Source organism: Zoogloea sp. GW822-FHT05C07 (assembly GCF_058800215.1).
The window spans coordinates 4,856,401-4,879,482 of the sequence record NZ_CM179510.1 but is presented as its reverse complement, the minus strand read 5'-3'; the positions used below and the strand labels follow the sequence as shown (position 1 = coordinate 4,879,482).

Sequence of the window (23,082 nt, the reverse complement as noted above, 5' to 3'; positions counted from 1 at the left end):
CCTCCTTTGGTGTGGATTTAAGCCCGAGCAACCTCCCCGGTCGCTCGGGCTTCTTTTCGTCTGGAGTCAGATCTTTATCGCGCCGAATAAAAACCTCTAGACGACTGGTCTAATCCGATCTAGGATTCACATCCATGAAGCAGCCTTACGCAGATACCCGCCAGCACATCCTCGACACCGCCAGCCATCTGATCGCGGCGAAGGGCTTTTCCTGCGTGGGCCTCAACGAAGTGCTGCAGTCTGCAGAGGTGCCGAAAGGCTCCTTCTACCACTACTTCAAGTCCAAGGAGCAGTTCGGCCAGGCCTTGCTGGAAGACTTCTTCACCCGCTACCTGGGCTTCATCGACAGCCTGTTCGCCAACCCCGAACTCCCGGCCCGCGACCGCCTGCTGAGCTACTGGCAGCAATGGCGGGACACACAGTGCGAGGGCTGCGACGAGCAGAAGTGCATGGTGGTCAAGCTCAGCGCGGAGGTCGCCGACCTGTCCGAAGCCATGCGCCTCACCCTGCGCGACGGCACCGAGCGCGTCATCGGCCGCCTGGCGGACTGCATCGCGGCGGGCACCGCCGACGGCTCCCTGCCGACCCTCGAACCGCTCGACACCGCGCGGACGCTGTACCAACTGTGGCTGGGCGCCAGCCTGCTGGCCAAGCTGCATCGCACCGAATGCCCACTCGAGCACGCGATGGGCGCGACAAAAAAAATCCTGTCCCTTTGAACCCTTTTTGAACCTTTGCGCAGGCTGCCGCTCCGAGACATCACTTGCCGAAAAACTAGACGACTGGTCTATTCATACAAAAGGAATACCCATGCTGAACTTCGATTACTTCAATCCGACCCGCATCGTGTTTGGCGAAGGCAGCATTGCCCGCCTCAATGAGCTGGTCCCCACCGACGCCCGCGTACTGGTGCTGTACGGCGGCGGCAGCGCCGAGCGCAACGGCACGCTGGCCGAGGTGGAAAGCGCCCTCGCCGGCCGCACCGTCAAGCGTTTCGGCGGTATCGAGCCCAATCCGGCCTACGAGACGCTGATGGAAGCCGTCGCGCTGATCCGTGCCGAAAAGCTGGACTTCCTGCTCGCCGTCGGTGGCGGCTCGGTGATCGACGGCACCAAGTTCGTCGCCGCCGCCGTCAATTACAGCGCCAGCAACGACCCCTGGCACATCCTCGAAACCTTCGGTGCCCACATCACCGAAGCGCTGCCGATGGGCGCCGTGCTGACGCTGCCAGCCACCGGTTCCGAGATGAACAACTTCTCGGTGGTCAGCCGCAAGTCCTTGCATGCCAAGCTGCCCTTCGCCAGCGCCCATTCCTTCCCGCGCTTCTCGGTCCTCGATCCGACCAAGACCTACACACTGCCGACCCGCCAGATCGCCAACGGTGCGGTGGACGCCTTCGTGCACGTGGTCGAGCAATACCTCACCTACCCGGCCAACGCGCCGGTGCAGGACCGCTACGCCGAAGGCCTGCTGCAGACCCTCGTCGAAGTCGGCCCGCAGGCGCTGGCCACACCGCAGGACTACGACGTGCGTGCCAACCTGATGTGGGCCGCCACGCAAGCCCTCAACGGCCTGATCGGCGCCGGCGTGCCGCAGGACTGGGCCACCCACATGATCGGCCACGAGATCACCGCGATGTTCGGCCTCGACCACGCCCAGACCCTCGCCGCCGTGCTGCCGGCCATGCTCGACCTGCGCCGCGAGGCCAAGCGTGACAAGCTGCTGCAATACGCCGCCCGCGTATGGAACATCCAGTCCGGCAGCGACAACGAACGCATCGACGCGGCCATCGCCCACACCCGCGCCTTCTTCGAATCCCTCGGAGTGAAAACCCACCTCGGCGACTACGGCATCGGCGCCGACGCCGTACCACGCCTCGTCGCCCAACTGGAAGCCCACGGCATGACCGCTCTTGGCGAACGCCAGGATGTGGATCTGGCCCTCAGCCGCCGCGTTCTCGAAGCCGCCCTCTGATTTCCCCTCAAGCAAGTCCCTCGACCACAAGGAACCCGACCATGACGACCCTCTTCGACCCCGTCCGCATCGGCGCCATCGAACTCGCCAACCGCATCGTGATGGCGCCGCTGACCCGCAACCGCGCCACCGGCGGCGTACCCAACGAGCTGATGGTGGAGTACTACCGCCAGCGCGCCAGCGCCGGCCTGATCATCACCGAGGCCAGCCCGATCAGCCCGATGGCCCACGGCTACCTCGACACCCCGGGCATCTACACGCCGGAACAAGTCGCCGGCTGGCGCAAGGTGACCGACGCGGTGCACGCCGCCGGCGGCCGCATCGTGGTCCAGCTGTGGCACGTGGGCCGCATCTCCCACACCTCCCTGCTGCCCGATGGCGCCTCGCCGGTGTCGTCCACCGCCCGCCGCGCCGAGACAGTGACCTTCACCCGCGAAGGCTTCGTACCCACGTCTACGCCGCGTGCGCTGCGTGACGACGAACTGCCCGGTATCGTCGCGGACTACCGCCACGCTGCCCGCTGCGCCATCGAAGCCGGTTTCGACGGCGTCGAGATCCACGCCGCCAACACCTACCTGCTCGACCAGTTCCTGCGCGACAGCGTGAACGACCGCAGCGGCCCTTACGGCGGCAGCATCCCCAACCGGGCGCGCCTGCTGCTCGAAGTGGTGGAAGCGATCACCGCGGAAATCGGCGCTGCCCGCACCGGCATCCGCCTCAGCCCGCTGATGACCTTCGGCGGCAGCTCGCCGGTGGACAGCAACCCGCAAGCCCTCTACGACTACGTGATCGGCCAACTGGCACCGCTGGGGCTGGCCTTCCTGCACATCATCGAGGGCGAGACCGGCGGCGCACGTGCGCCCGAAGGCGCCCCGGCCTTCGACTACGCAGCCCTGCGCCGCGCCTTTGGCGGCCCGTGGATGGTCAATAACGGCTTCAACCGCGGCAGTGCCTTCGAGGCAGTAAGCAACGGCGAAGCAGACCTGATCGCCTACGGCCGCGCCTTCATCAGCAACCCCGACCTGGTCCGCCGCCTGAAGGAAGACGCGCCGCTCAACGAACTGCGCGCCGACAAGCTGTACGGAGGCGGTGCCGAGGGCTACACCGACTATCCGGTGCTGGCCGGCTGATCCGCTCGATCCCGCTGCACGCTGGTCTGGTAACGGCCTGCGTGCAGCGGGCAAAACGCTCGAAGTCTTGAACGGAGCGCTTGCGGAATGCGCTCAGGATGTCGGTCCAGCCCGGATAGATCCCCGCAAAGTGGGTCCGTTGTCGCCGGAAGTCTCCGGCACGTACAATCGGCGCTCACTTTTTTCAGTTTTGGAAGTTACCGCATGAAGACCCTCATCACCCTCCTCGCCGCCACGTCGCTGCTGTCCGCCTGTGCCGTCTACACGCCCGCCGGCTCGGTGATCGTCGATCCCGGCTCACGTCCAGCCGGTAACGGCAATGGCAATGGCGGCTTCTGCCCGCCGGGCCAGGCCAAGAAGGGCAATTGCTGACAAGGTCGCAGCGCCGCGGCAACACGATGCCGCGGCACCTCAGCCCGCGGACACTCAATTCTTCAGGCTGTTCAACAGTTTGGCCTGATCCTTGAAGCCGCCCTGCACCTGGTTCAGGGAGTATTCCAGCCGTACCACGTTCTCGGCGAATTTGGCCCGTTCGGAGTCCATCTCAACGGTGTTGCCGTCCACGGCCCCCTGACCGGGCACCTGGTATTTGAGGGCCAGTGCCTGGGCCATGCGTTCGGTGCGTCCGGGCAGATGCCCACCCGTTGTGGACGTCATCTTGAGCTGTGCCGTCGGCGGCGTCAGCGCCGCCTGCAACGCGTCCTTCAGGTCCACGTCGCGGGCCTTGAAGTTGGGCGTATCGGCGTTGGCGATGTTGGAGGCGATCACCTGCTGGCGCTCCGACAAGACGTTGAGCACCCGCTCGTCGTAATCGTCGTCGGTGCTGCCCGGCGGCGGCAGGGCCATGTGGCGGGAATCCGTGCGCAGGCCATTGACCGTCGTCCGCTTGATGTTCTGGGACACCAACTCGGCGAAGGACGAACCCGCCTCGTCGCTGCCGGCCATCTCCCGCCCGGTGAGCGGAGTGGCATCGGGACGCAGCAATGCCAAGGGCGCATTCAGATCAGGGATGGAAGCCATGGCGCAACCTTAGCATCCCTTGTCCATCGCCAATAGCCGATGGTGGTGTGTTTTTTGCCCGCTTACCCGGGCGACTCGCCTGCGGCCCGCAGGCAATCGCTGAGCGCTCGCGCGCAAGGCGTAGTGCGCCGGCACCGACGCATCCGGCCTTGCCCGCAACGGCACGGCGCTCGGGCGCGAGCCCACGCGCCTCGGCGCCACGCCGGGTTTGCTTGAGCGCAAGCGCTTCCGGCATGAAGGCAAGCGACCGTCCCTTGTCCCCACGCCACCAGGCCTTGCCCGCAAGGGTTTAGAACACGTCTTAGAACACGTGATTGACACCGAGCATGTAGCCACTCGGGTCGTAACGCGGCTTGGCCACCGTGCCGACCAGGTTGCCACCGTCAGTGAGGCTGTAGGTGCCGTTGGTCTTGTTAAGGACCTTACCCCACGTGCCGTACAGCGTGGTCGAATCCTGCAGCTTGTAGGCATAGCCCAGGCCCAGCAGGTTGGCGTCGCGGTTCTTGATCGACTTGTCGTCGAGCTGGCTGTAGCTCACGAGCATCTTGCCGCGCCACACCGGGATACCCGCGCTGACGCTCCAGCCTTCGGCCTTGGACAGCGTGCCCGTCACGTTCTCGTAGTTGCCGCCACTGATCCGGCCAGCCACATAGTTGCCATACAGCGTCGCAAAGCCCAGGTTGTAGCTGCCGCCGACCTGCCAGCCGCGCCGCTTCGCCAAACCCGTTTCCTGCGGGCCGCTGGCCGGGGCCACGTAGCTGCCGTTGTCGAGGTTCCACGCGGTGAAGGTCGCGTTCACCGGGCCGCCCGCGTAGTACAGCGCCAGATCGCCGCCACGGCCGGCCTTGTCGGTGGTGACCGTCGTCGCCCCGGCCGCCGTCGGGGTGACCATGTTCACGTTGTTCTCGCTGCCGCTCGTCAGCGTTAGCTGGCCAGAGAAGCCAGCCATTTTCGGTGAGGCATACACCAGCGAGTTATTGAGCCGCGTCGGCATGCCACCGATCACCGGCAGGAACCCCGCCGAGGAGCCGAAGAAACCGGCGCCCATCGCCGCCGACATCACCGACGAGGTATAGGAGCCGGCGTACTGACGGCCAGCCGTCAGCGTACCGAAGCGGGTCGAGAGCCCCGCGTAGATCTGCCGCGAAAAGATCTGGCTGCCGTTGCTGGTCTGGCCACCGCTGGACACCGCGGTGTTGTTGATGCCCGGCGTAATCGCGCCGGTACCGACGGAACCCGTGTCGAAGAGGATGCCGGCCTCCATCAGATAGACGGCGTTCACTTCGTCGCCCAGTTCCTTCTCACCCTTGAAGCCGAGGCGGGAGGACGTCATGCCGCCCGAGCCGATCGTCGATTTCTGGCCGAAACCGCTGTTCACCGTCGAGGCGCTGACGTCGGCCACACCGTAGATCGTCAGCGTGCCGGACGGGCCGGTCGGTACCCCCATCTGCAGGCCAGCGCCGCGGGCCGGACCGCCGGTCTGGATCTCGGTCTTCTTCTGTTCCTCCTGGTTCTTCATCAGTTGCTGGATCAGCTGGCGCTGTTCGGCCAGTTCGCGCCTGAGCGCGTCGATCTCGCTCTCGGCGAAAGCCGGTGCGGCGGCGCCAGTGCCGAAGGCGGCCAGCAACAGCAGGCTCAGCGGGCGGCGGGCGATGGAACCCGGGGCGATGGATGATTTCTTCATGGTGTACTCCTCCCTTACATGGATCGATGTCCGTGTTTCTTATGGCTTTGGCGCCCGTCCAGGCGGACGGGCAAGGTGTGTCGGATGGGTGGCGATGACGTTTTCAGGGCGCAGCAGTCCTCCTCTCCAGTGACGGAGAAAAATGGGGTTCAACGGGATTTAAGCGGGAGCGGGCTGGGCTGGCGACGGGCGCGGCGGCAGCCCCGTCGCCAGCCCAGGCCCTCAGCGTTCGTCGAAACTCACCAGCAGGTGCCCGCTGGTGACGCGGGACTGGCAGGTCAGCACGAAGCCGGCCGCCATCTCGGACGGGTCGAGCGTGAAGTTCTTGTCCATCGCCACCTGCCCTTCCACCACCTTGGCCCGGCAGGTGCAGCACACGCCGGCCTTGCAGGAAAAGGGCAGGTCGAGGCCGGCGTGCAGCGCCACGTCGAGCACATGCTCGTCGGGGCCGATCATCAGCTCATGGCGCTTGCCGTCGAGCACGACGGACAGCGGAATGGTCCTCTCGACGGCGCAGGCCTGGGCGGTCTTGCTACGCGTGCCCACCGGATGGGCGCCGGGTGGCAGGCCGACGGTGAAGCGCTCGGTGCGCACCCGGTCGGCGGGCACGCCGGCCTCGACCAGCGCCGCCTCGGTGGCACCGATCATCTCGTCCGGCCCGCAGATGAAGACTTCATCCATCGACGCCACCGGCAGCAGCGCGGCGATGATGGCGCGCACCTTGTCGCCATCGATGCGCCCTTGCAGCAGGTCCACCTCCTGGGCCTGGCGGGACAGCACGTGGATCAGCGTGAGGCGGTCCCGGTAGCGGTCCTTGAGGTCCTGCAGGGCCTCGTTGAACATCACCGAGGACATGCGCCGGTTGCCATATACCAGCGTGAACTTGCTGTCCGGCTGCTCCTCCAGCGTGGACGCGGCGATGGACAGGATGGGCGTGATGCCTGAACCGGCGGCGAAGCCCACCCGGTGGATGGCGCGCTTCTTCTTCACCGTGAAGCGGCCGTCCGGCGGCATCACCTGCAGGGTGTCGCCAACCTTCAGCGCCTGGGCCGCCCAGTTGGAGAACAGGCCGCCCTCCACCGGCCGGATGCCCACCTCCAGCTCGCCGCGGCGGGCGAGCCGGCTGCGCGGGCTGCTGATGGAGTAATTGCGGCGCACGTCCTGCCCGTCGATGGTGGCGCGCAGGGTCAGGAACTGGCCGGGCTCGAAGGCGAAATCGGCCTTCGTGTCGTCGGGGATCGCAAAGGTGATCGCCACCGCGCCGGCCGCCTCGGGGCTGACGCGCTTGACGGCGAGTTCGTGGAAACGGAGTGCTGTCATGATTTATGGGCCTTAGTAAGGCTTGAAGTAATCGAAGGGCTCCTGGCAATCGAGGCACTTGTAGAGCGCCTTGCAGGCCGTGGAGCCGAACTGGGACGACACGACGGTGTGGGTCGAGCCGCAGAGCGGACAGGCCACCTCGTCCGGCGGCGGGCGCCGGCGCACGAACTGCACGACGCTCTCAGCCGGCCGCGTGCCGCCCGGCGGGGCGATGCCGTAGGCGCGCAGCTTTTCCTTCGCCGCGTCGCTCATCCAGTCGGTGGTCCAGGCCGGGGCCAGGCGGGTGACGACGCGGGCCGGGATGCCGGCCTGCGCCAGGCAGGCCTTCACGTCGTCCTCGATCTGCCCCATGGCCGGGCAGCCGGTGTAGGTGGGCGTGATGACCACCTCGACGCCGTCTACCGTTTCCGCCACCTCCCGCAGGATGCCCAGCTCGCGCAGGGACACCACCGGGATCTCCGGGTCGGTCAGCGGGGCCAGCGTCGCCCAGGTCCGCTCCACCAGCGTGCTCATCGCCCTGCCCTCACCAGGTGGCGCCCGGATGGGCGCGGGCCAGGCCCTGCATCTCGCCGAGCAGGTAGCCCAGGTGCTCCGAGTGGCGGCCGAGCTTGCCTTCCGGCACGTAGCCGCGCACCGCGGGGCGGCTCAGCGTGGCTTCCGCCAGGGTCTCGTCCACCAGCGCGTCCCAGGTCGCCCGCAGCCCGGCCACATCCACGCCGGTGCCGCTGGCGACGGCTTCCGTTTCAGCCGGGCTCGGCAGCCAGAACTCCTCCGTGTAGCGGAACAGGTGGTCCACCGCGGCCTGGGCGCGGGCGTGGGATTTGTCGGTGCCGTCGCCGAGGCGCACCACCCAGTCGGCCGCGTGGTGCAGGTGGTAGCGCGCTTCCTTCAGCGACTTGGCGGCGATGGCGGCCAGATCGGTGTCGGCGGAGCGCGTCAGGGCGTCCCACACCAGCACCATCAGCGCGCCGTAGAAGAAGTTGCGCACGATGGTGACGGCGTAGTCCCGGTCCGACGCCGCGTAGCCGACCAGCGGCCCGTGGTGCGGCAGTTCCAGCAGCGTGTAGTTGCGGAAAGCGGTCTCGTCGCGGAAGTAGGCCAGGCTGTCCTCGCTGGCGCCACCGCCCATTCGCGCGGCGGCCAGCTGGTACAGCAGGCGGGCCTGGCCGATGTGGTCCAGGCTCACGTTGGCCAGCGCGATGTCCTCTTCGAGGATCGGCCCGTGACCGCACCATTCGGCGTTGCGCTGGCCGAGCACCACGGCGTTGTCCGCCAGGTGCAGCAGATAAGCTACCCCCACGCTTCCCGCTGCGTTGGGTGCGCTGCCCCCCAAGGGGGCGCTCGCTTGGGTCGCGTTCATCACATGTGCCCCACTTCGTCCGGGATCGCGTAGAAGGTCGGATGACGGTAGATCTTGTCGGCGGCCGGGTCGAACAGCTCGCCCTTGTCGTCCGGGTTGCTGGCGGTGATCGCCGCGGACGGCACCACCCAGATGCTCACGCCCTCCTGGCGGCGGGTGTAGACGTCGCGGGCCATGTGCAGCGCCTGGGCTGCGTCGGCCGCGTGCAGGCTGCCGCAGTGCTTGTGCTCAAGGCCCTGCTTGCTGCGGACGAAGACTTCCCACAGGGGCCATTCCTTGAGTTCCGGGGTGTTCATGCTGCCTCCTTGTTCGTGCGTTGTTGTTGTTTGCGGGCGTGAGCCAGGGCCGCGTCGCGCACCCACTGGCCGTCCTGGTGGGCCTTCACGCGGGTTGCCAGGCGCTCCCGGTTGCACGGGCCGTCGCCTTCCACGGTGGCCCAGAATTCGGCCCAGTCGATCTGGCCGTAGTCATGGTGCTGGCGGGCCTCGTTCCACTTGAGATCGGGGTCCGGCAGGGTGACGCCGAGCACCTCGGCCTGAGGCACGGTGGCATCCACGAACTTCTGGCGCAGCTCGTCGTTACCGATGCGCTTGATGCCCCAGCGCAGGCCCTGGGCGCTGTGGGGACTATCGGCGTCCGGCGGCCCGAACATGGCGAGGCACTTCCACCACCAGCGGTTCACTGCGTCCTGGACCATCGCCTTCTGCGCGTCGGAGCCCTTCATCATCACCAGCAGCGCTTCGTAGCCCTGGCGCTGGTGGAAGGACTCCTCCTTGCACACGCGCACCATGGCCCGTGCGTAAGGGCCGTAGGAGCAGCGGCACAGGGGGATCTGGTTCATGATCGCGGCGCCATCCACCAGCCAGCCGATCACGCCCACGTCGGCCCAGCTGAGGGTCGGGTAGTTGAAGATCGAGCTGTACTTGGCCTTGCCGCTGTGCAGTGCGTCCAGCATCTGGTCGCGGCTGGTGCCCAGCGTCTCGGCGGCCGAGTAGAGGTACAGCCCATGGCCGCCCTCGTCCTGTACCTTGGCGATCAGGATGGCCTTGCGCTTCAAGCTCGGCGCGCGGGAAATCCAGTTGCCTTCCGGCAGCATGCCGACGATCTCGCTATGGGCGTGCTGGCTGATCTGGCGCACCAGGGTCTTGCGGTAGGCCTCGGGCATCCAGTCCTGGGGTTCGATGCGGCCGTCGGCCTCGATGCGCGCCTCGAAGGCGGCATCCTGTGCGTCGGGGATCCGCGAGACGCCCGCCGGCTTGGCGGCAGCGTCGGGTATGTCCATTGCCTGGGTATACATCTGTTCTCTCCTTTACACGGGCCGGTCGGCGCGAGGCTCGCCAGCCCTGGTCTTCAGGGCTTGCCGGGTCCGGCCATCCAGGCCGGGGGACGTTTCTGCAGGAAGGCCGCAAAGCCTTCCCGCGCCTCCTCGCTCATGCGCTGGCGGGCGATGCGCTGCGCGGTCTCCTCGGCCGTCGCGGCGTCGAGGGGGCGGCCGGCCACCGCCGCGATCAGGGCCTTGGCAGCCCCTTGCGCCTGCGGTCCGCCGGCCAGCAGCGCATCCACCAGGCGGCCGACCGCGTCATCGAGCCGCTCGGCTGGGGCCACCTCGTGCACCAGGCCGATGGCCTTGGCGTCGGCGGCCGGAATCCGCTCGGCGGTCTGGAAGTAGCGCAACGCCTGGCGCGGCCCGATGGCCCGCAGCACGTAGGGGCTGATGACCGCCGGGATGATTCCGAACTTCACCTCAGATGTGGAGAACACCGCGTCGTCCGCCGCCACCGCCATGTCGCAGGCCGCCGCCAGGCCGGTGCCGCCCCCCAGTGCAGCCCCTTGCACGCGGGCGATGGTCGGCTTGGACAGCCCGGCCAGCGTCTGTAGCATGGCGGCGAAGCGGCGCGCGTCGCTCAGGTTGTCGCCCTCGCTGCGGGCCGCGGCGCGCTGCATCCAGTTGAGGTCCGCCCCGGCCGAGAAGTGACGCCCGCGGCCGGCCAGCACCACCACACGGACGCCGGCATCGGCCTCCACTTCGGCACACGCCGTGGCGAGTTCGTCGATCAACTGCTCGTCGAAGGCGTTGAACACCTCCGGCCGATTCATCCACAGCGTCGCCACCGGACCCTGGCGCTCGATCTGGAGATGGGTATAGGTGCCATTCATTTGACTACCCTCCTGTCGCTGCGCTCAGTTACTCAGCGTCCAGTCGCCGTTGCGCACTTCGAGCATGCGGAACGAGGACAGGTCGAGGCCCATGTGGTCGCTGGCGGACATGCTGACCTTGCCGCTGGTGCCCACGTAGCCGCGGGTCGCCTCGAGGGCGTCGCGGACCTTGGCCTTGTCGGTGGCGCCAGCGCGCTTGATGGCCTCGACGGCGAGCATCAGGCCGTCGTAGGCATAGCCGCCGAAGGTGGACACGTCCTGTTTGTAACGCTCCCGGAAGGCCTTGTCGTAGGCCACGACCACCGGCTTCTGCGGATCGGCGGCGGGCAGTTTGTCCGGCACCAGCTGGGCCGGCGACGGCAGGCGGACGCCCTCTGCGGCCGGGCCGGCGAGCTTCAGGAACTCATCCGAGGCGACGCCGTGGGACTGGTACAGCGGCAACGCGATGCCGAGCTGGCGGTAGTTGCGGGTCACGATGGCCGGCCCCTGCCCCAGGCCGAACACGAAGATCGCCTGCACGCCGGGCGCCGACTTCAGCTTGGTGAGCTGCGGGCTCATGTCCGTGTCCTTCGGCCCGTAGGTCTCGCTGGCCACCAGGCTGATGCCGTAGCGGCCGGCCACCAGCTCGGCTTCCTTCTTGCCCGACTGGCCGAAGCCGCTGGTCTCGGACAACAGCGCAACCCGCGTGAGGCCACGCTTCTTCATGTCCTCGAAGACTTTCTCGGCGGCCATGCGGTCGGTGTGCGGGGTCTTGAAGACGAACTTCTTCACCGGCTCGACGATGACCACCGCGCCGGCCAGGGAGATGAAGGGCGTACCGGACTTCTCGGCCAGCGGCACCATCGCCATCGTCGCGCCCGTGGTGGTGCCACCGATCAGCAGGTCCACCTTGTCGTCGTCCAGCAGGCGCTTGGCGAAGCCGTTGGCCTTGTTGGCGTCGCTGCCGTCGTCGTAATGGACCAGCTGCAGCGGCCGCCCGAGCACGCCACCCTTCTTGTTGATGTCCTCCACGTACAGCTGCAGCGTCTTCAGTTCCGGGTCGCCGAGGAAGGCGGCCGGGCCGGTGACCGACAACACCGAGCCGATGCGGATCGGCTCAGCGGCCTGGGCGGCCAGGCTCGCCAGCGCCACGGCCGCGCCGGCGGCGAATTTCCTGAGAATCTTATTCATTGGGTGTCTCCTCCTTGTCCTGCTTATGGTTGTCAGATGCGTTCGATGACCATCGCGATGCCCTGCCCGACGCCGATGCACATGGTGCAAAGGGCGTAGTGGCCACCGCGGCGCTGCAGTTCGTAGAGGGCGGTGGTGACCAGCCGGGCGCCGCTCATGCCCAGCGGGTGGCCCATCGCGATGGCGCCGCCGTTGGGATTCACCCGCGCCTCGTCGTCCGCCAGCCCGAGTTCGCGCAGCACCGCCAGGGACTGGGCGGCGAAGGCCTCGTTGAGTTCGATGACGTCCATCTGGTCGAGGCTCAGGCCGGTCCAGGCCAGCACCTTGCGCACCGCCGGCACCGGCCCGATGCCCATGATTCGCGGCGCCACGCCGGCGGTGGCCATGCCGACCACCCGTGCCCGCGGCGTCAGCCCATGGCGGGCCGCTGCCGCGCCGGAAGCCAGCAGCAGCGCGCAGGCGCCGTCATTGACGCCGGACGCGTTGCCGGCGGTGACGCTCAGCTCGGGTCCATTGACGCCCTTCAGGCGGGCCAGCGATTCCAGCGTGGTGTCGGGGCGCGGATGCTCGTCGGCGGCGAACAGCAGCGGCTCGCCTTTCTTGCGCGGGATCTCCACCGGCACCAGCTCGTCGGCGAGGCGCCCCGCCTCGTGGGCGGCGGCCCAGCGCAGTTGGGAGCGCAGCGCGAAGGCGTCCTGGTCGGCGCGGGCGATACCGAAGTCGGCCGCCACGTTGTCGGCGGTCTGGGGCATCGAGTGGGTGCCGTGCAGCTGGTCCATCAGCGGATTGACGAAGCGCCAGCCGATGGTGGTGTCGTAGATCGCGGCCTGGCGGGAAAAGGCCGCGTCGGCCTTGCCCATCACGAAGGGCGCGCGGGACATGCTCTCCACGCCACCGGCGATCATCAGGCTGGTTTCGCCGGCCTTGATGGAGCGCGCCGCCAGGCCGACCGCGTCGAGGCCGGAGCCGCACAGGCGGTTGACCGTCGTACCCGGCACGTCGATGGGCAACCCGGCCAGCAGGCCGGACATGCGCGCCACGTTGCGGTTGTCCTCGCCGGCCTGGTTGGCGCAGCCGTAGACGATGTCGTCCACCGCCGCCCAGTCCACGCCCGGGTTGCGGCGCATCAGGGCCTTGAGCGGCACGGCGCCGAGGTCGTCGGGCCGCACCGCCGCCAGCGTGCCGCCGTAGCGGCCGATCGGCGTGCGGATCGCGTCGCAGATGAGTGCTTCAGACATTCTTCATTCCTTCAAAAACGTTCGATTGAGCGTGTGCAGAAATCGTCGCGAGCAGGCCCGAGGTCGCAATGAGGAGCGGAGCTGTACTGGAGTACAGCGAGCACCGGAGTTGCGAGATCGGGTCGCGCAGTAGATTTATGCGCATGCTCACAGCTGCTTCGGGCGCTGGTCGATGACGCGGCGGGCCTTGCCGGTCTGGGTGCGCGGGATGGTGTCGAAGTCCATCACCTGCACGCGGGTCGAGATGCCGATGATGGTCTTGATGTGCTGGGCCACGCTGCGGCTGATCTCCTCGATGGCGCCGCGGCCGACCTTGCCAGTGAGCTCGCGCTGCAGCTCGCAGCGCACCTCGACGTTGTCCAGGTGGCCGTCGCGGGTCAGCACGATCTGGTAATTGCCGGTCAGGCGCGGCTCGCGCAGGATCTGCTCCTCGATCTGGGTCGGGAAGACATTCACGCCGCGCACGATCAACATGTCGTCGGAGCGCCCGACGATCTTGTCCATGCGCCGGAAGGCGCGGGACGTCGGCTTGAGCAGACGGGTCAGGTCGCGGGTGCGGTAGCGGATGACCGGGAAACCCTCCTTGGTCAGCGAGGTAAACACCAGTTCGCCCTGCTCGCCGTCCGGCAGCACCTCGCCGGTTTCCGGATCGATGATCTCCGGGTAGAAGTGGTCTTCCCAGATCACCGGGCCGTCCTTGCTCTCGATGCACTCGCAGGCCACGCCGGGGCCCATCACTTCGGTCAGGCCGTAGATGTCCACCGCGTCGAGCCCCAGCTTGCGCTCGATCTCGGCGCGCATGCCCTGCCCCCACGGTTCGGCGCCGAAGATGCCGACCTTGAGGGAGATCTCCTCCGGCGGAATGCCCAGGCGCTCGAACTCCTCGGCGATCACCAACGAATAGGACGGGGTGACCATGATGATGTCCGGCCGGAAGTCGAGGATCTGCTGGACCTGCTTTTCGGTCTGGCCACCGGACATTGGCACCACGGTGCAGCCAAGGAGCTCGACGCCGTAGTGGGCACCGAGGCCGCCGGTGAACATGCCGTAGCCGTAAGCCACATGGACCATGTCGCCGGGCCGGCCCCCGGCCGCGCGGATGGAGCGGGCGACCAGATTGGCCCAGTTGTTCAGGTCGTTCCCGGTGTAGCCGACCACCACCGGCTTGCCGGTGGTGCCGCTGGAAGCGTGCAGGCGACGGATCTGCTTTACGGGCACCGCGAACAGCCCGAAGGGATAGTTGTCGCGCAGGTCCGACTTGGTCATGAAGGGGAAGCGGCCGAGGTCGGCCAGGGACTTCAGATCGTCCGGGTGGACGCCCTTGTCGAGGCACTTGCGGCGGTACGGCTCCACGTTGTCGTAGGTGTGGCGCACGGACCACTTGAGGCGCTCCAGCTGGAGCGCGGCGATCTCGTCGCGGCTGGCGGTCTCGATCGGGTCGAGGTCGCCGGGTTGGGGCAACTTGGCGGTCACGGGATGTCTCTCCTCATTCTCTGTTGTCGACCACTTCGCCGGAGATCCGGTAGCTCTTGCCCCGGAACAGGGCGAGCGTCCGGCCTTCGCCGTCCCGCACGGTGACGTCGTAGACGCCGGTGCGGCCGGAAGCGGACTGTTCGACGGCCTCGGCCTGCAGCGTGTCGCCTTCCCGCCCGGGGGCGAGAAAGTCGATATGGCACGCGGAGGCGACCGTGTTCTTGTTGTAACTGTTGCAGGCGTAAGCAAAAGCGCTGTCCGCCAGCGTGAAGATCAGGCCGCCGTGGCAGATGCGGTGACCGTTGAGCATGTCCTCGCGGACCGGCATGGAGATCCGCGCGTAGCCGGGACGGATCGCCTCGATGCGCATGCCGAGAGCCTGGGTGGCCCGGTCGCGGGACCACATGCTGTCGGCGACGGCCTCGGCCAGCGCCTGGGCGGCGTCGGGGTGGTGTTCAGTCATGGATCTTCCTTCCGGCCAGCACCCGCTGCTGGATCAGCGGCGAGACCCGGTAACGGTCTTCGCCGTAGAACTGGGCCAGATTGGCGAGTACCGCGCAGATCGCCGGCAAGCCGACCAGGTCGGCCCAGGCCAGCGGCCCACGGGGGTAATTGACGCCGAGGCGCATCGCCGCATCGGCGCCGGCCGCGTCGCAGACGCCCTGGTTCACCGCGTCCGCCGCTTCGTTGGCGAGCATCGCGACGGTGCGCATCACCGCCAGCCCCGGCACGTCGCCGAAGCGCGAGACGGCGAAGCCCGCCGCCTGCAGCAGGCCAATGGCCGCGCCGACAGCCGGTGTCCAGCAATTGACGGCGGCGCCCACGGCGATGCGCGGCGCGTTGCGGTAATCCAGCGCGAGGTCGATCAGCACCAGGTTGGCGATGCCCGTTTCCGCCGCCCGCCGCGTCGCGGTGCGGCCGTCGGTGACGAAGACCACCGCCTCGCCGACCGCCGCGATGCGCTCGTCACCGGCCGCGCCCCAGGTGTAGCCCACACCGCGCTCGTGGAGCCGGTCGGCCAGCGCCAGCGCCGCCGGGGATTCGCCGTACAGGGTGATCGCGCTCGGCAGGGTCTGGGCGACGGCCTCCTTCGGCTGCGGCCGTTCGGCGCCTTCCCGGTAGTCGTAGAAACCGCGGCCCGTCTTGCGCCCGAGGAAACCGGCGTCCACCAGCTCCTGCTGGATCAGCGACGGCGTGAAGCGCGGGTCGTTGTAGAAGGCCGACCACACGGAGCGGGTCACCGCGAAGTTCACGTCGTGGCCGATCATGTCCATCAGCTCGAAGGGACCCATGCGGAAGCCGCCGGCATCCCGCAGCAGCGCGTCGAGGGTGGCGCAATCCGCGCCGCCTTCGCCGAGGATGCGCAAGGCTTCGGCGTAGTACGGCCGGGCGACCCGATTGACGATGAAGCCGGGGGTCGAGCGGGCATGCACCGGCGTCTTGCCCCAGGCCGCGGCGGTGGCGAACAGGGTTTCGGCGACGGCGGCATCGGTGGCCAGGCCGGAGACGATTTCCACCAGCGCCATCAGCGGCGCCGGGTTGAAGAAATGCAGGCCGGCCAGGCGCTCCGGCCGCTGCAGCGCGGCGCCGATGGCGGTCACCGAGATGGATGAGGTGTTGGTGCCGAACAGGCAGTCCGCTGCGACGATGTCTTCCAGGCTGCGGAACAGGCCCTGCTTGGCGCCCAGGTCCTCGACGATGGCCTCGATCACCAGTGCGGCGTCGGCCAGTTCAGCCACGGCTTCCACGGCAATCAGGCGCTCGCCGGCGGTGCGGGCCGCGTCGGCATCCATGCGGCCCTTGTCGGCGAGCCGCGCGAACTGGGCGCGGATCGCCGCTACGGCCTGGGCCGCTGCGCCGGGCCGGTTGTCCGCCAGCTTGACGACATGCCCGGCGGCGGCGGCCACCTGGGCGATGCCGGCGCCCATCGCACCGGAACCGACCACGGCGACGACGGCAGAGGGGTTCAAGGCAGCACTCACGCTCATTCCCCCGTGAACTTCGGTGCGCGCTTTTCCATGAAGGCGGCGACGCCTTCGGCGTAGTCCGCGCTCCAGCCCAGTTCGCGCATGAAGCCGCCCTCGAAGGAGAGCTGCTGCTCCAGCGTGTGGCCGGGCGCCGCGTGCAGTGCCTGGCGAGTGCGCACCAGGGCCTTGGTGGGCATTGCGGCGAGCTGGCTGGCGAGGCCGTCCACGCGGGCGGCAAACTCGGCATCGTCGTAGGCGGCCCAGATCAGGCCCCAGTCGGCGGCCTTGTCGGCGGGCAGCTTTTCGGCCAGCAGCGCCAGGCCCATCGCCCGCGCCATGCCGACCCGCTGGGGCAGGAACCAGGTGCCGCCGGTGTCGGGCACCAGGCCGATCTTGCTGAAGGCCTGCAGGAAGGACGCCGAGCGGGCCGCCACCACCAGGTCGCAGGCCAGCGCCACGCTGGCGCCGGCACCGGCAGCGATGCCGTTCACCGCGGCGATGGTCGGCACGCGCAGGTTCTGCAGGCGCAGCACCAGCGGCTTGTAGTTCCGCTCGACGACATTGCCGATGTCGGGCATCGCGCCATCGGACGTCTTCGCCATGTCCGGGTCGGCCAGATCCTGGCCGGCGCAGAAGGCGCGCCCGGCACCGGTCAGGACCAGCACGCGCACGCCCTTGTCGGCCTGCAGCGTGTCGAGGGCATGCCGCAGTTCGGCGTGCATCTCGCCGGTGAAGCTGTTGAGCTTGTCCGGGCGGTTGAGGGTCAGGCGAGCAACGCCCTCCTCCACCGTATAGAGGATGTTCCGGTATTCCATGACGGGGCTCCTTCAGGCGTGGTAGCGGCGCTGCACCACGCGGAAGCGGTTGGCGACGAAGGCCGAGTCGGCGTAGGCCGCGTTGGCCGCCGGGTTGCCGCCGGTGCCGTGGTAGTCGGAGAAGGCCGCCGACTGATTGACGAACACGCCGCCGCTCAGGTTGATGGACAGGGCGACCTTGCTGCGCCACGTGGCTTTGGTCATCGCATCGAGCACGTCCTGACGCGTCGAATAGACACCGACCGTCAGCGCGCCGTGGGTGGCGACGACCCGCTCAGACAACGCGATGGCCGCTGCCGTATCGGCGGTCTTGACGATGAAGCTGATTGGGCCGAAGCGCTCTTCCATATAGAGCCGCTCGTCGGCCGCATCGCAGGCCAGCAGCACCGGGGTGCGCACGCGGGCCGCCGGGAAGTCCGGGTTCTCCAGCGTCTTCGAGGCCAGCACCACCTGCCCCAGCTCGCCGCTGTCGGCCAGCGCGATGCGTTCGAGGGTGTCGTTCGACTGGATCGCGCCGAGCACCGCATGGGCGACTTCCGGCTTGGACAGGAAACGCTCAACGGCGCGGGCCAGGTCGGCGCACACCTCGTCGTAGCTCTTGTGGCCTTCGTCGGTGTCGATGCCGCCGGCCGGGACGAAGATCGCCTGGGAGGTGGTGCACATCTGCCCGGAGTACAGGGACAGCGTGAAGGCCAGGTTGCCGAGCGTCGCCTTGTAAGCGTCCGTCGAGTCGATGACGATGTTGTTCACCCCGGCGAGCTCCGCATACACCTGGGCCTGGCGGCAGTTGTCGATGAGCCATTGGCCGAACACGTTGCTGCCAGTGAAATCCACCGACTTGATCGCCGGATGGGTGGCCAGCGCCTGGGTGGTGGCGCGCTTGTCGGTCACGCACAGGCTGACCAGATCGGGATCGAGACCGTTCTCGGCCAGCACGGCGCGGATCGTCCGCACGGTGATGGCGGCCGGCAGGATCGCGTTGCTGTGCGGCTTGACGATCACCGCGTTGCCGGTGGCCAGCGCGGCGAAGAGGCCCGGATAGGTGTTCCAGGTCGGGAAGGTGCCACAGCCGATCACCAGCGCCACGCCGCGCCCGACGATCTCGAAGTGTTTCTTCATCACCAGCGGCGGGTTCTTGCCCTGGGGCTTTTCCCAGCAGGCCTCGGCGGGGACGAAACTCTGTTCGCGCCAGGCGTAGGCAAGCGCCTCGAGGCCGCGGTCCTGCGCATGGGGCGCGCCGGCCTGGAAGGCCATCATCCAGCCCTGCCCGGTGGTCTGCATGACCGCGTGGGCGATCTCGAAGCTCTGCTTGTTGAGGCGGTCGAGGATTTCGAGGCAGATGCCGGTGCGGCCCTGGGCGCCGACCGCCTGCCATTCGGTCATGGCCGTCTGTGCGGCTTCGATCAGCGCATCCGGCGTGCACACCGGGTAACTCGTGCCCAGCTCGACGCCGTAGGGCGAGGTCTCACCACCATGCCAACCGATCTGGCCGGGCTGCCCCAGCTCGAAGTGCTGCCCCTTGTGGGCCTCGAAAGCGAGGCGGCCGTCTTCAGGCGCGGTTTCGCCGTACAGCTTGGGACTGGGCATTTCCGGGTAGGCCGACCAGTAGCCCCGGGTGGCGATGGCCGCCAGGGCGCCATCGAGCGTGCTGCGATGCTTCTCGAACAGGGGGTGCGTCATCTTGTGTCTCCGTCGGGTTTGTTCTCCTGATTTAAACGTTACAAATCTAACTGATTTAAGTCAATGCTTGGTATCGAATTTTCCTGCTAGAAAGATTCTGAGTTACGTTTAAAGAAACTAATTTCTTTTTTATTTTTTATTAAAAACATATAGTTAATAAATTTCTCGGGCAATCGAAGCTGGCGGCGTTCGCAACAAAGCGATTCAACCTACGCAGAGATAGAGATTTATTTGATAAGTTTTTTGTAGCCGTCAAGGTTTTTATGTATCACCATCAACCCCGCACATCAGGTGCTCCTGCCGACCAGGCGCAAACACCAATCAAACAGGAGCGGCACGATGCTCAGTCATAGTGAACTCGCGCTGGGCGCAGCGCTGGAGCGGGTCTACAGCGAAGGTTTCTTCGCGCAGCAACAGCCGGCGACGGTGGACTCTGCTCTCTGCTAGTCCCCTGAGCTCCACGGCCCTCTCCCGCCCGGCGGGCCGCGCTACCCAGACCGGGAGGGAGTCGCTACACTCCCCGCCTTCACCGCCGATCCGCAGCCCCGTCCCGTGCTCCCCCCGATCCAGCAACGCCTCGAAGACTTCCGCCAGCAGGGCCGCGTGCAGGCTGGCTCCCTGATCATCTCCGTGTTTGGCGATGCGGTGCTACCGCGGGGAGGCCGGATCTGGCTGGGCAGCCTGATCCGCCTGCTCGAACCCATCGAGCTCAACGAGCGGCTGATCCGCACCTCGGTGTTCCGGCTTGCCAAGGAAGAATGGTTGCGCACCGAACCTTCAGGCCGGCGCACCGACTACCTGCTGACACCGTCCGGGCAGCGACGCTTCGAAGAAGCCTCGCGCCACATCTACGCCTCCAACGCGCCCCTGTGGGACCGCCGCTGGCGCCTGATCCTGACGGTCGGCGAGCTGACACCGAAGGAGCGCGACCACCTGCGCCGCGCGCTGTTCTGGCAGGGCTTCGGTGCCCTCGGCGGCGACTGCTTCGTGCACCCCGGCGCGGATCTGCCCACCGCCTTCGACGCGCTGATCGCCGAGGGCCTGGGCGACGTGCTCGGCAAGCTCAAGCCGCTGGTGGCGGCCGACGCCCAACTGGGTGGCTCGGCCAACGATCACGAAATGGTGCACGGCGCCTGGAACCTGCAGGAACTGGCCGACATGTACGCCGGCTTCGTCGCCCGCTACCAGCCGGTGCTCGGCCAGTTGCGCGATGGCCAGGACGCGGTGGACGACGAAAGCGCCTTCCTGCTGCGCGTGCTGCTGATCCACGACTACCGGCGCCTGCTGCTGCGCGACCCGGAACTGCCCGACGTGCTGCTGCCCACCGGCTGGCCGGGGCAACAGGCGCGCATGCTGTGCCGGGAAATCTACCGCCGCCTGCTGGCACCGTCCGAGCGCCACCTGGACCGGCATTTCCAACTGGCCGACGGCCACACGCCGGAAGCCTCGCCCACCTTGCTCGAACGCTTCCGCGAGGCCGACCCGCTGGCTTGAGCCTCGCCGCCCGTCAGGCGTCCTTCTGCCGCAGGGCCACCAGCGGCACCACGTCCGGAATGTGGATTCGCGGGCGGTCCGGCTCTACGGCGATCAGCGGCGCGGTCTCCACCAGCGTCGCCAGGCAGCGGCGGGTCAGGTCCTGGTAGGTGGCGGTGCCTTCGCTCTTCCAGCGGATCTCTTCGTCCGTCAGCGCCCGCACGACCTTGGCCGGCATGCCGGCCACCAGCGTCCGCGGCGGAATCTCCATGCCGGCCTTGACGAAGGCCGAGGCCGCGACGATGGCTTCGTCGCCGATCACCGCGTTGTCCATGATCACCGCGTTCATGCCCACCAGCGCATTGCGCCCGACCCGGCAGCCGTGCAGCACCGCGCCGTGGCCAATGTGGCCGTCCTCCTCGACCACTGTGTCGGTGCCGGGAAAGCCGTGCATCACGCAGGTATCCTGCAGATTGGCGCCGCGCTCCAGGATCAGCCGGCCGAAGTCGCCGCGCAGGCTGGCGCACGGACCGACGTAGCAGCCGGGGCCGACGATCACGTCGCCGATCAGCACTGCGGAAGGATGCACATAGGCGCTCGGATCGACCACCGGCACGATGCCGTCGATGGCATACACTTTCAGGGAAGTCATCGCTGTTCTCCTTTTTGGGTTGTTGTGTTACATCTTCATCGATATTTTCGTATTTATGTAACCATTTTGACGAGCAGACCATGAGCGAAGACCTGGAAGGGAAACACGGCGTGCAGTCCCTGGAGGTGGGCATGAGCATCCTCAGGGCCATGACCACCGGCAAACGCTCGATGATGCTGAAGGACATTGCCGCAGCGGCCGGCATGCCGCCGTCCAAGGCCCACCGCTACCTGGTCAGCCTGATCCGCAGCGGCCTCGTCGAGCAGGACCCGCAGACTTCCCGCTACGACCTCGGCCCCTTCGCGCTGAGTCTCGGACTCGTCGCCCTCGACCGCATCGACCGTATCCGCCTGGGTCTCAACGCAATCACCGACCTGCGCGACGCGGTCAACGAGACCACCGCCCTCGCGGTATGGAGCGACAACGGGCCGGTGGTGGTGCGCTGGGAGCGGCCGCGCCGGCCGATCACCGTCAATGTGGTCACCGGTACCACGCTTGGCCTGCTCAGCTCCGCGGTCGGCCAGGTGTTTTGCGCGTGGCTGCCGGAGCGTCAAGTCGAACCGCTGATCCAGCGGGAGATTGAAACCGGCCGCAGCCAGGCCGGCATCGCCAGTATGGACGACGCGCGCCAGCTGCTCGCCGACGTCCGCGCCCGCGGCCTGTCCGTGATCTCCGGCAACTACATCCTGCGCGGTGTCGAAGCCGTCGCGGCGCCGGTCTTCAACTTCAAGAACGAGATCACGCTGGCCATCGTCCTCGTCGCCGTCGAAGGCTCGATGGACCTCAGCGAGCGCAGCCCCACCCTCGCCGCGCTGCGCGACGCCGCCCACGCCCTGTCCCAGCGCCTCGGCGCCACCCTCTGATCCTCTCTCCCTAAAGCAGACCTGCCGCTTCGTCCGGCAGCGCTTTCGCTCGCCTTCTCGAAAATTGGATACATAAATTTTCGTTGACGTTATTTTTTGTATCACTTCTAATAAACAGAACAAATTACAAAATACAGAACACCGTCAGCGCCCGCGCTGGCGCCATCCAAGGAGGAGACCCCGATGCACGTCCGACACTTCGCAGTTCGACCGGGAGGCCGCCGCTGATGCTTGCCCAGTTCCTGCAGTTCCTTTTTTCCGGCATCACCGTCGGTGCCACCTACGCGCTGGCGGCCCTCGGCTTCACGCTGATCTACAACGCCAGCAACGTCATCAACTTCGCCCAGGGCGAGTTCATCATGCTGGGCGGCATGCTCGCGGTGTTCTTCGCCCAATCCGGCCTGCCGCTGCCGGCGGCCATGCTGCTGGCGATCCTGGTGCCTGCTGGCGTCGGCGTGCTGATCGAGAAGCTGGCCATCGAGCCGGTGAAAGGCGCCGAAACGGTGAGCCTGATCATCATCACCATCGGCGCCTCGCTGGTGATCCGCGGGCTGGCGGCGGTCGGCTTCGGCAAGGGCACCTTCAGCCTGCCGGCCTTCTCCGGCGAGACGCCCATCGACGTGCTCGGCGCCACGCTGATGCCCCAGAGCCTGTGGGTGCTGGGCGTTACCGCCGCCGCGGTCGGCGCGCTGTGGTACTTCTTCAACTACAGCCTGGCCGGCAAGGCCATGCTGGCCACCGCCTGCAACCGCATGGCGGCGCAACTGGTCGGCATCGACACCAACGGCGTGCTGTTCCTCAGCTTCGCGCTGTCGGCGGGCATGGGCGCCCTCGGCGGCATCCTCATCGCGCCGCTGACCCTCACCGCCTACGACGTGGGCGTGATGCTGGGCCTCAAGGGCTTCGTCGCGGCGGTGCTGGGCGGCCTCGGCAACGGCCTCGGCGCAGTGGTGGGCGGGCTGCTGGTCGGCCTCATCGAGGCCCTCGGCGCCGGCTACATCTCGTCCGCCTACAAGGACGCGATCCCCTTCGTGCTGATCCTGCTGATCCTCTTCTTCATGCCCCGCGGCCTGTTCGGCGCGCGCCTCACCGAGCGGGTGTAAGCC

Annotated in this window: 23 protein-coding genes; 7 read left to right on the top strand and 16 right to left on the bottom strand. The window is 67.5% G+C overall.

All coding sequences use genetic code 11. The features are described 5' to 3' along the window. Window positions 1–134: 134 nt before the first annotated feature. The 4 genes from curR (at window position 135) to AC3QL2_RS22470 (ending at window position 3,476) form a co-directional block, all read left to right on the top strand. On the top strand, window positions 135–719 hold the full coding sequence (gene curR, locus AC3QL2_RS22485; RefSeq protein WP_493232544.1) for a TetR family transcriptional repressor CurR: 585 nt from the start codon (window positions 135–137) through the stop codon (window positions 717–719). 91 nt (window positions 720–810) lie between these two features. Continuing rightward, window positions 811–1,974: an alcohol dehydrogenase gene (gene yqhD, locus AC3QL2_RS22480; protein WP_493232543.1), complete on the top strand. Its 1,164-nt coding sequence runs from the start codon at window positions 811–813 to the stop codon at window positions 1,972–1,974. A 41-nt stretch (window positions 1,975–2,015) separates the two neighbouring features. Continuing rightward, window positions 2,016–3,104, top strand: coding sequence for an alkene reductase (locus tag AC3QL2_RS22475; RefSeq protein WP_493232542.1), 1,089 nt, complete (start codon window positions 2,016–2,018; stop codon window positions 3,102–3,104). Between the two features lie 204 nt (window positions 3,105–3,308). After that, on the top strand, window positions 3,309–3,476 hold the full coding sequence (locus AC3QL2_RS22470; protein ID WP_493232541.1) for a hypothetical protein: 168 nt from the start codon (window positions 3,309–3,311) through the stop codon (window positions 3,474–3,476). Between the two features lie 54 nt (window positions 3,477–3,530). On the opposite strand, the gene flgB is transcribed toward AC3QL2_RS22470, so the two are convergent. The 15 genes from flgB to paaN form a co-directional block, all read right to left on the bottom strand. Beyond that, window positions 3,531–4,124, bottom strand: a complete 594-nt coding sequence (gene flgB / locus AC3QL2_RS22465; protein ID WP_493232540.1) for a flagellar basal body rod protein FlgB — start codon at window positions 4,122–4,124, stop codon at window positions 3,531–3,533. Window positions 4,125–4,425: 301 nt separating this feature from the next. Next, entirely contained in the window at window positions 4,426–5,808 is a 1,383-nt protein-coding gene (locus AC3QL2_RS22460; protein WP_493232539.1) for a porin, read from the bottom strand. Between the two features lie 222 nt (window positions 5,809–6,030). Beyond that, window positions 6,031–7,128 (bottom strand): 1,2-phenylacetyl-CoA epoxidase subunit PaaE, encoded by a 1,098-nt coding sequence (gene paaE / locus AC3QL2_RS22455; RefSeq protein WP_493232538.1) that lies wholly within the window; start codon window positions 7,126–7,128, stop codon window positions 6,031–6,033. A gap of 12 nt (window positions 7,129–7,140) precedes the next feature. Continuing rightward, entirely contained in the window at window positions 7,141–7,641 is a 501-nt protein-coding gene (paaD, locus tag AC3QL2_RS22450; RefSeq protein ID WP_493232537.1) for a 1,2-phenylacetyl-CoA epoxidase subunit PaaD, read from the bottom strand. A 10-nt stretch (window positions 7,642–7,651) separates the two neighbouring features. Continuing rightward, entirely contained in the window at window positions 7,652–8,488 is an 837-nt protein-coding gene (gene paaC / locus AC3QL2_RS22445; protein WP_493232536.1) for a 1,2-phenylacetyl-CoA epoxidase subunit PaaC, read from the bottom strand. Next, window positions 8,488–8,784, bottom strand: coding sequence for a 1,2-phenylacetyl-CoA epoxidase subunit PaaB (gene paaB, locus AC3QL2_RS22440; protein WP_493232535.1), 297 nt, complete (start codon window positions 8,782–8,784; stop codon window positions 8,488–8,490). Before paaB ends, paaC begins: the two co-directional genes overlap by 1 nt. Next, complete coding sequence (gene paaA, locus AC3QL2_RS22435) at window positions 8,781–9,785, bottom strand: 1,2-phenylacetyl-CoA epoxidase subunit PaaA (protein WP_493232534.1); 1,005 nt, start codon at window positions 9,783–9,785, stop codon at window positions 8,781–8,783. Before paaA ends, paaB begins: the two co-directional genes overlap by 4 nt. Before the next feature lie 53 nt (window positions 9,786–9,838). After that, the gene (locus AC3QL2_RS22430) at window positions 9,839–10,645 is read right to left on the bottom strand and encodes an enoyl-CoA hydratase-related protein (protein WP_493232533.1); all 807 of its coding nucleotides are present in this window, start codon (window positions 10,643–10,645) and stop codon (window positions 9,839–9,841) included. Between the two features lie 24 nt (window positions 10,646–10,669). After that, window positions 10,670–11,815, bottom strand: a complete 1,146-nt coding sequence (locus AC3QL2_RS22425; protein WP_493232532.1) for an ABC transporter substrate-binding protein — start codon at window positions 11,813–11,815, stop codon at window positions 10,670–10,672. A gap of 32 nt (window positions 11,816–11,847) precedes the next feature. Next, a complete protein-coding gene (gene pcaF, locus AC3QL2_RS22420; protein ID WP_493232531.1) occupies window positions 11,848–13,053 on the bottom strand; it encodes a 3-oxoadipyl-CoA thiolase in 1,206 nt (401 codons plus the stop codon). 147 nt (window positions 13,054–13,200) lie between these two features. Then, window positions 13,201–14,526: a phenylacetate--CoA ligase PaaK gene (gene paaK, locus AC3QL2_RS22415; RefSeq protein ID WP_493232530.1), complete on the bottom strand. Its 1,326-nt coding sequence runs from the start codon at window positions 14,524–14,526 to the stop codon at window positions 13,201–13,203. Window positions 14,527–14,539: 13 nt separating this feature from the next. After that, the gene (paaI, locus tag AC3QL2_RS22410) at window positions 14,540–14,989 is read right to left on the bottom strand and encodes a hydroxyphenylacetyl-CoA thioesterase PaaI (RefSeq protein WP_493232529.1); all 450 of its coding nucleotides are present in this window, start codon (window positions 14,987–14,989) and stop codon (window positions 14,540–14,542) included. Then, entirely contained in the window at window positions 14,982–16,514 is a 1,533-nt protein-coding gene (gene paaH, locus AC3QL2_RS22405) for a 3-hydroxyacyl-CoA dehydrogenase PaaH (protein ID WP_493232528.1), read from the bottom strand. Before paaH ends, paaI begins: the two co-directional genes overlap by 8 nt. Then, the gene (gene paaG / locus AC3QL2_RS22400) at window positions 16,511–17,308 is read right to left on the bottom strand and encodes a 2-(1,2-epoxy-1,2-dihydrophenyl)acetyl-CoA isomerase PaaG (RefSeq protein ID WP_493232527.1); all 798 of its coding nucleotides are present in this window, start codon (window positions 17,306–17,308) and stop codon (window positions 16,511–16,513) included. Before paaG ends, paaH begins: the two co-directional genes overlap by 4 nt. A 12-nt stretch (window positions 17,309–17,320) precedes the next feature. Beyond that, window positions 17,321–18,988: a phenylacetic acid degradation protein PaaN gene (paaN, locus tag AC3QL2_RS22395; protein WP_493232526.1), complete on the bottom strand. Its 1,668-nt coding sequence runs from the start codon at window positions 18,986–18,988 to the stop codon at window positions 17,321–17,323. A gap of 552 nt (window positions 18,989–19,540) precedes the next feature. Here paaN and paaX point away from each other — a divergent pair. Further along, window positions 19,541–20,482, top strand: coding sequence for a phenylacetic acid degradation operon negative regulatory protein PaaX (paaX, locus tag AC3QL2_RS22390; protein WP_493232525.1), 942 nt, complete (start codon window positions 19,541–19,543; stop codon window positions 20,480–20,482). 13 nt (window positions 20,483–20,495) lie between these two features. Here the strand turns inward: paaX and paaY are convergent, their stop codons facing one another. Further along, window positions 20,496–21,113 carry a phenylacetic acid degradation protein PaaY gene (gene paaY, locus AC3QL2_RS22385; RefSeq protein WP_493232524.1) on the bottom strand — a complete coding sequence of 206 codons (618 nt, stop codon included), beginning with the start codon at window positions 21,111–21,113 and terminating at the stop codon, window positions 20,496–20,498. An 80-nt stretch (window positions 21,114–21,193) separates the two neighbouring features. Between paaY and AC3QL2_RS22380 the strand changes: the two genes are divergently transcribed. Both AC3QL2_RS22380 and AC3QL2_RS22375 read left to right on the top strand, forming a co-directional pair. Beyond that, window positions 21,194–21,976 (top strand): IclR family transcriptional regulator, encoded by a 783-nt coding sequence (locus tag AC3QL2_RS22380; protein WP_493232523.1) that lies wholly within the window; start codon window positions 21,194–21,196, stop codon window positions 21,974–21,976. 227 nt (window positions 21,977–22,203) lie between these two features. Further along, on the top strand, window positions 22,204–23,079 hold the full coding sequence (locus tag AC3QL2_RS22375) for a branched-chain amino acid ABC transporter permease (RefSeq protein ID WP_493232522.1): 876 nt from the start codon (window positions 22,204–22,206) through the stop codon (window positions 23,077–23,079). Window positions 23,080–23,082 lie beyond the last annotated feature (3 nt).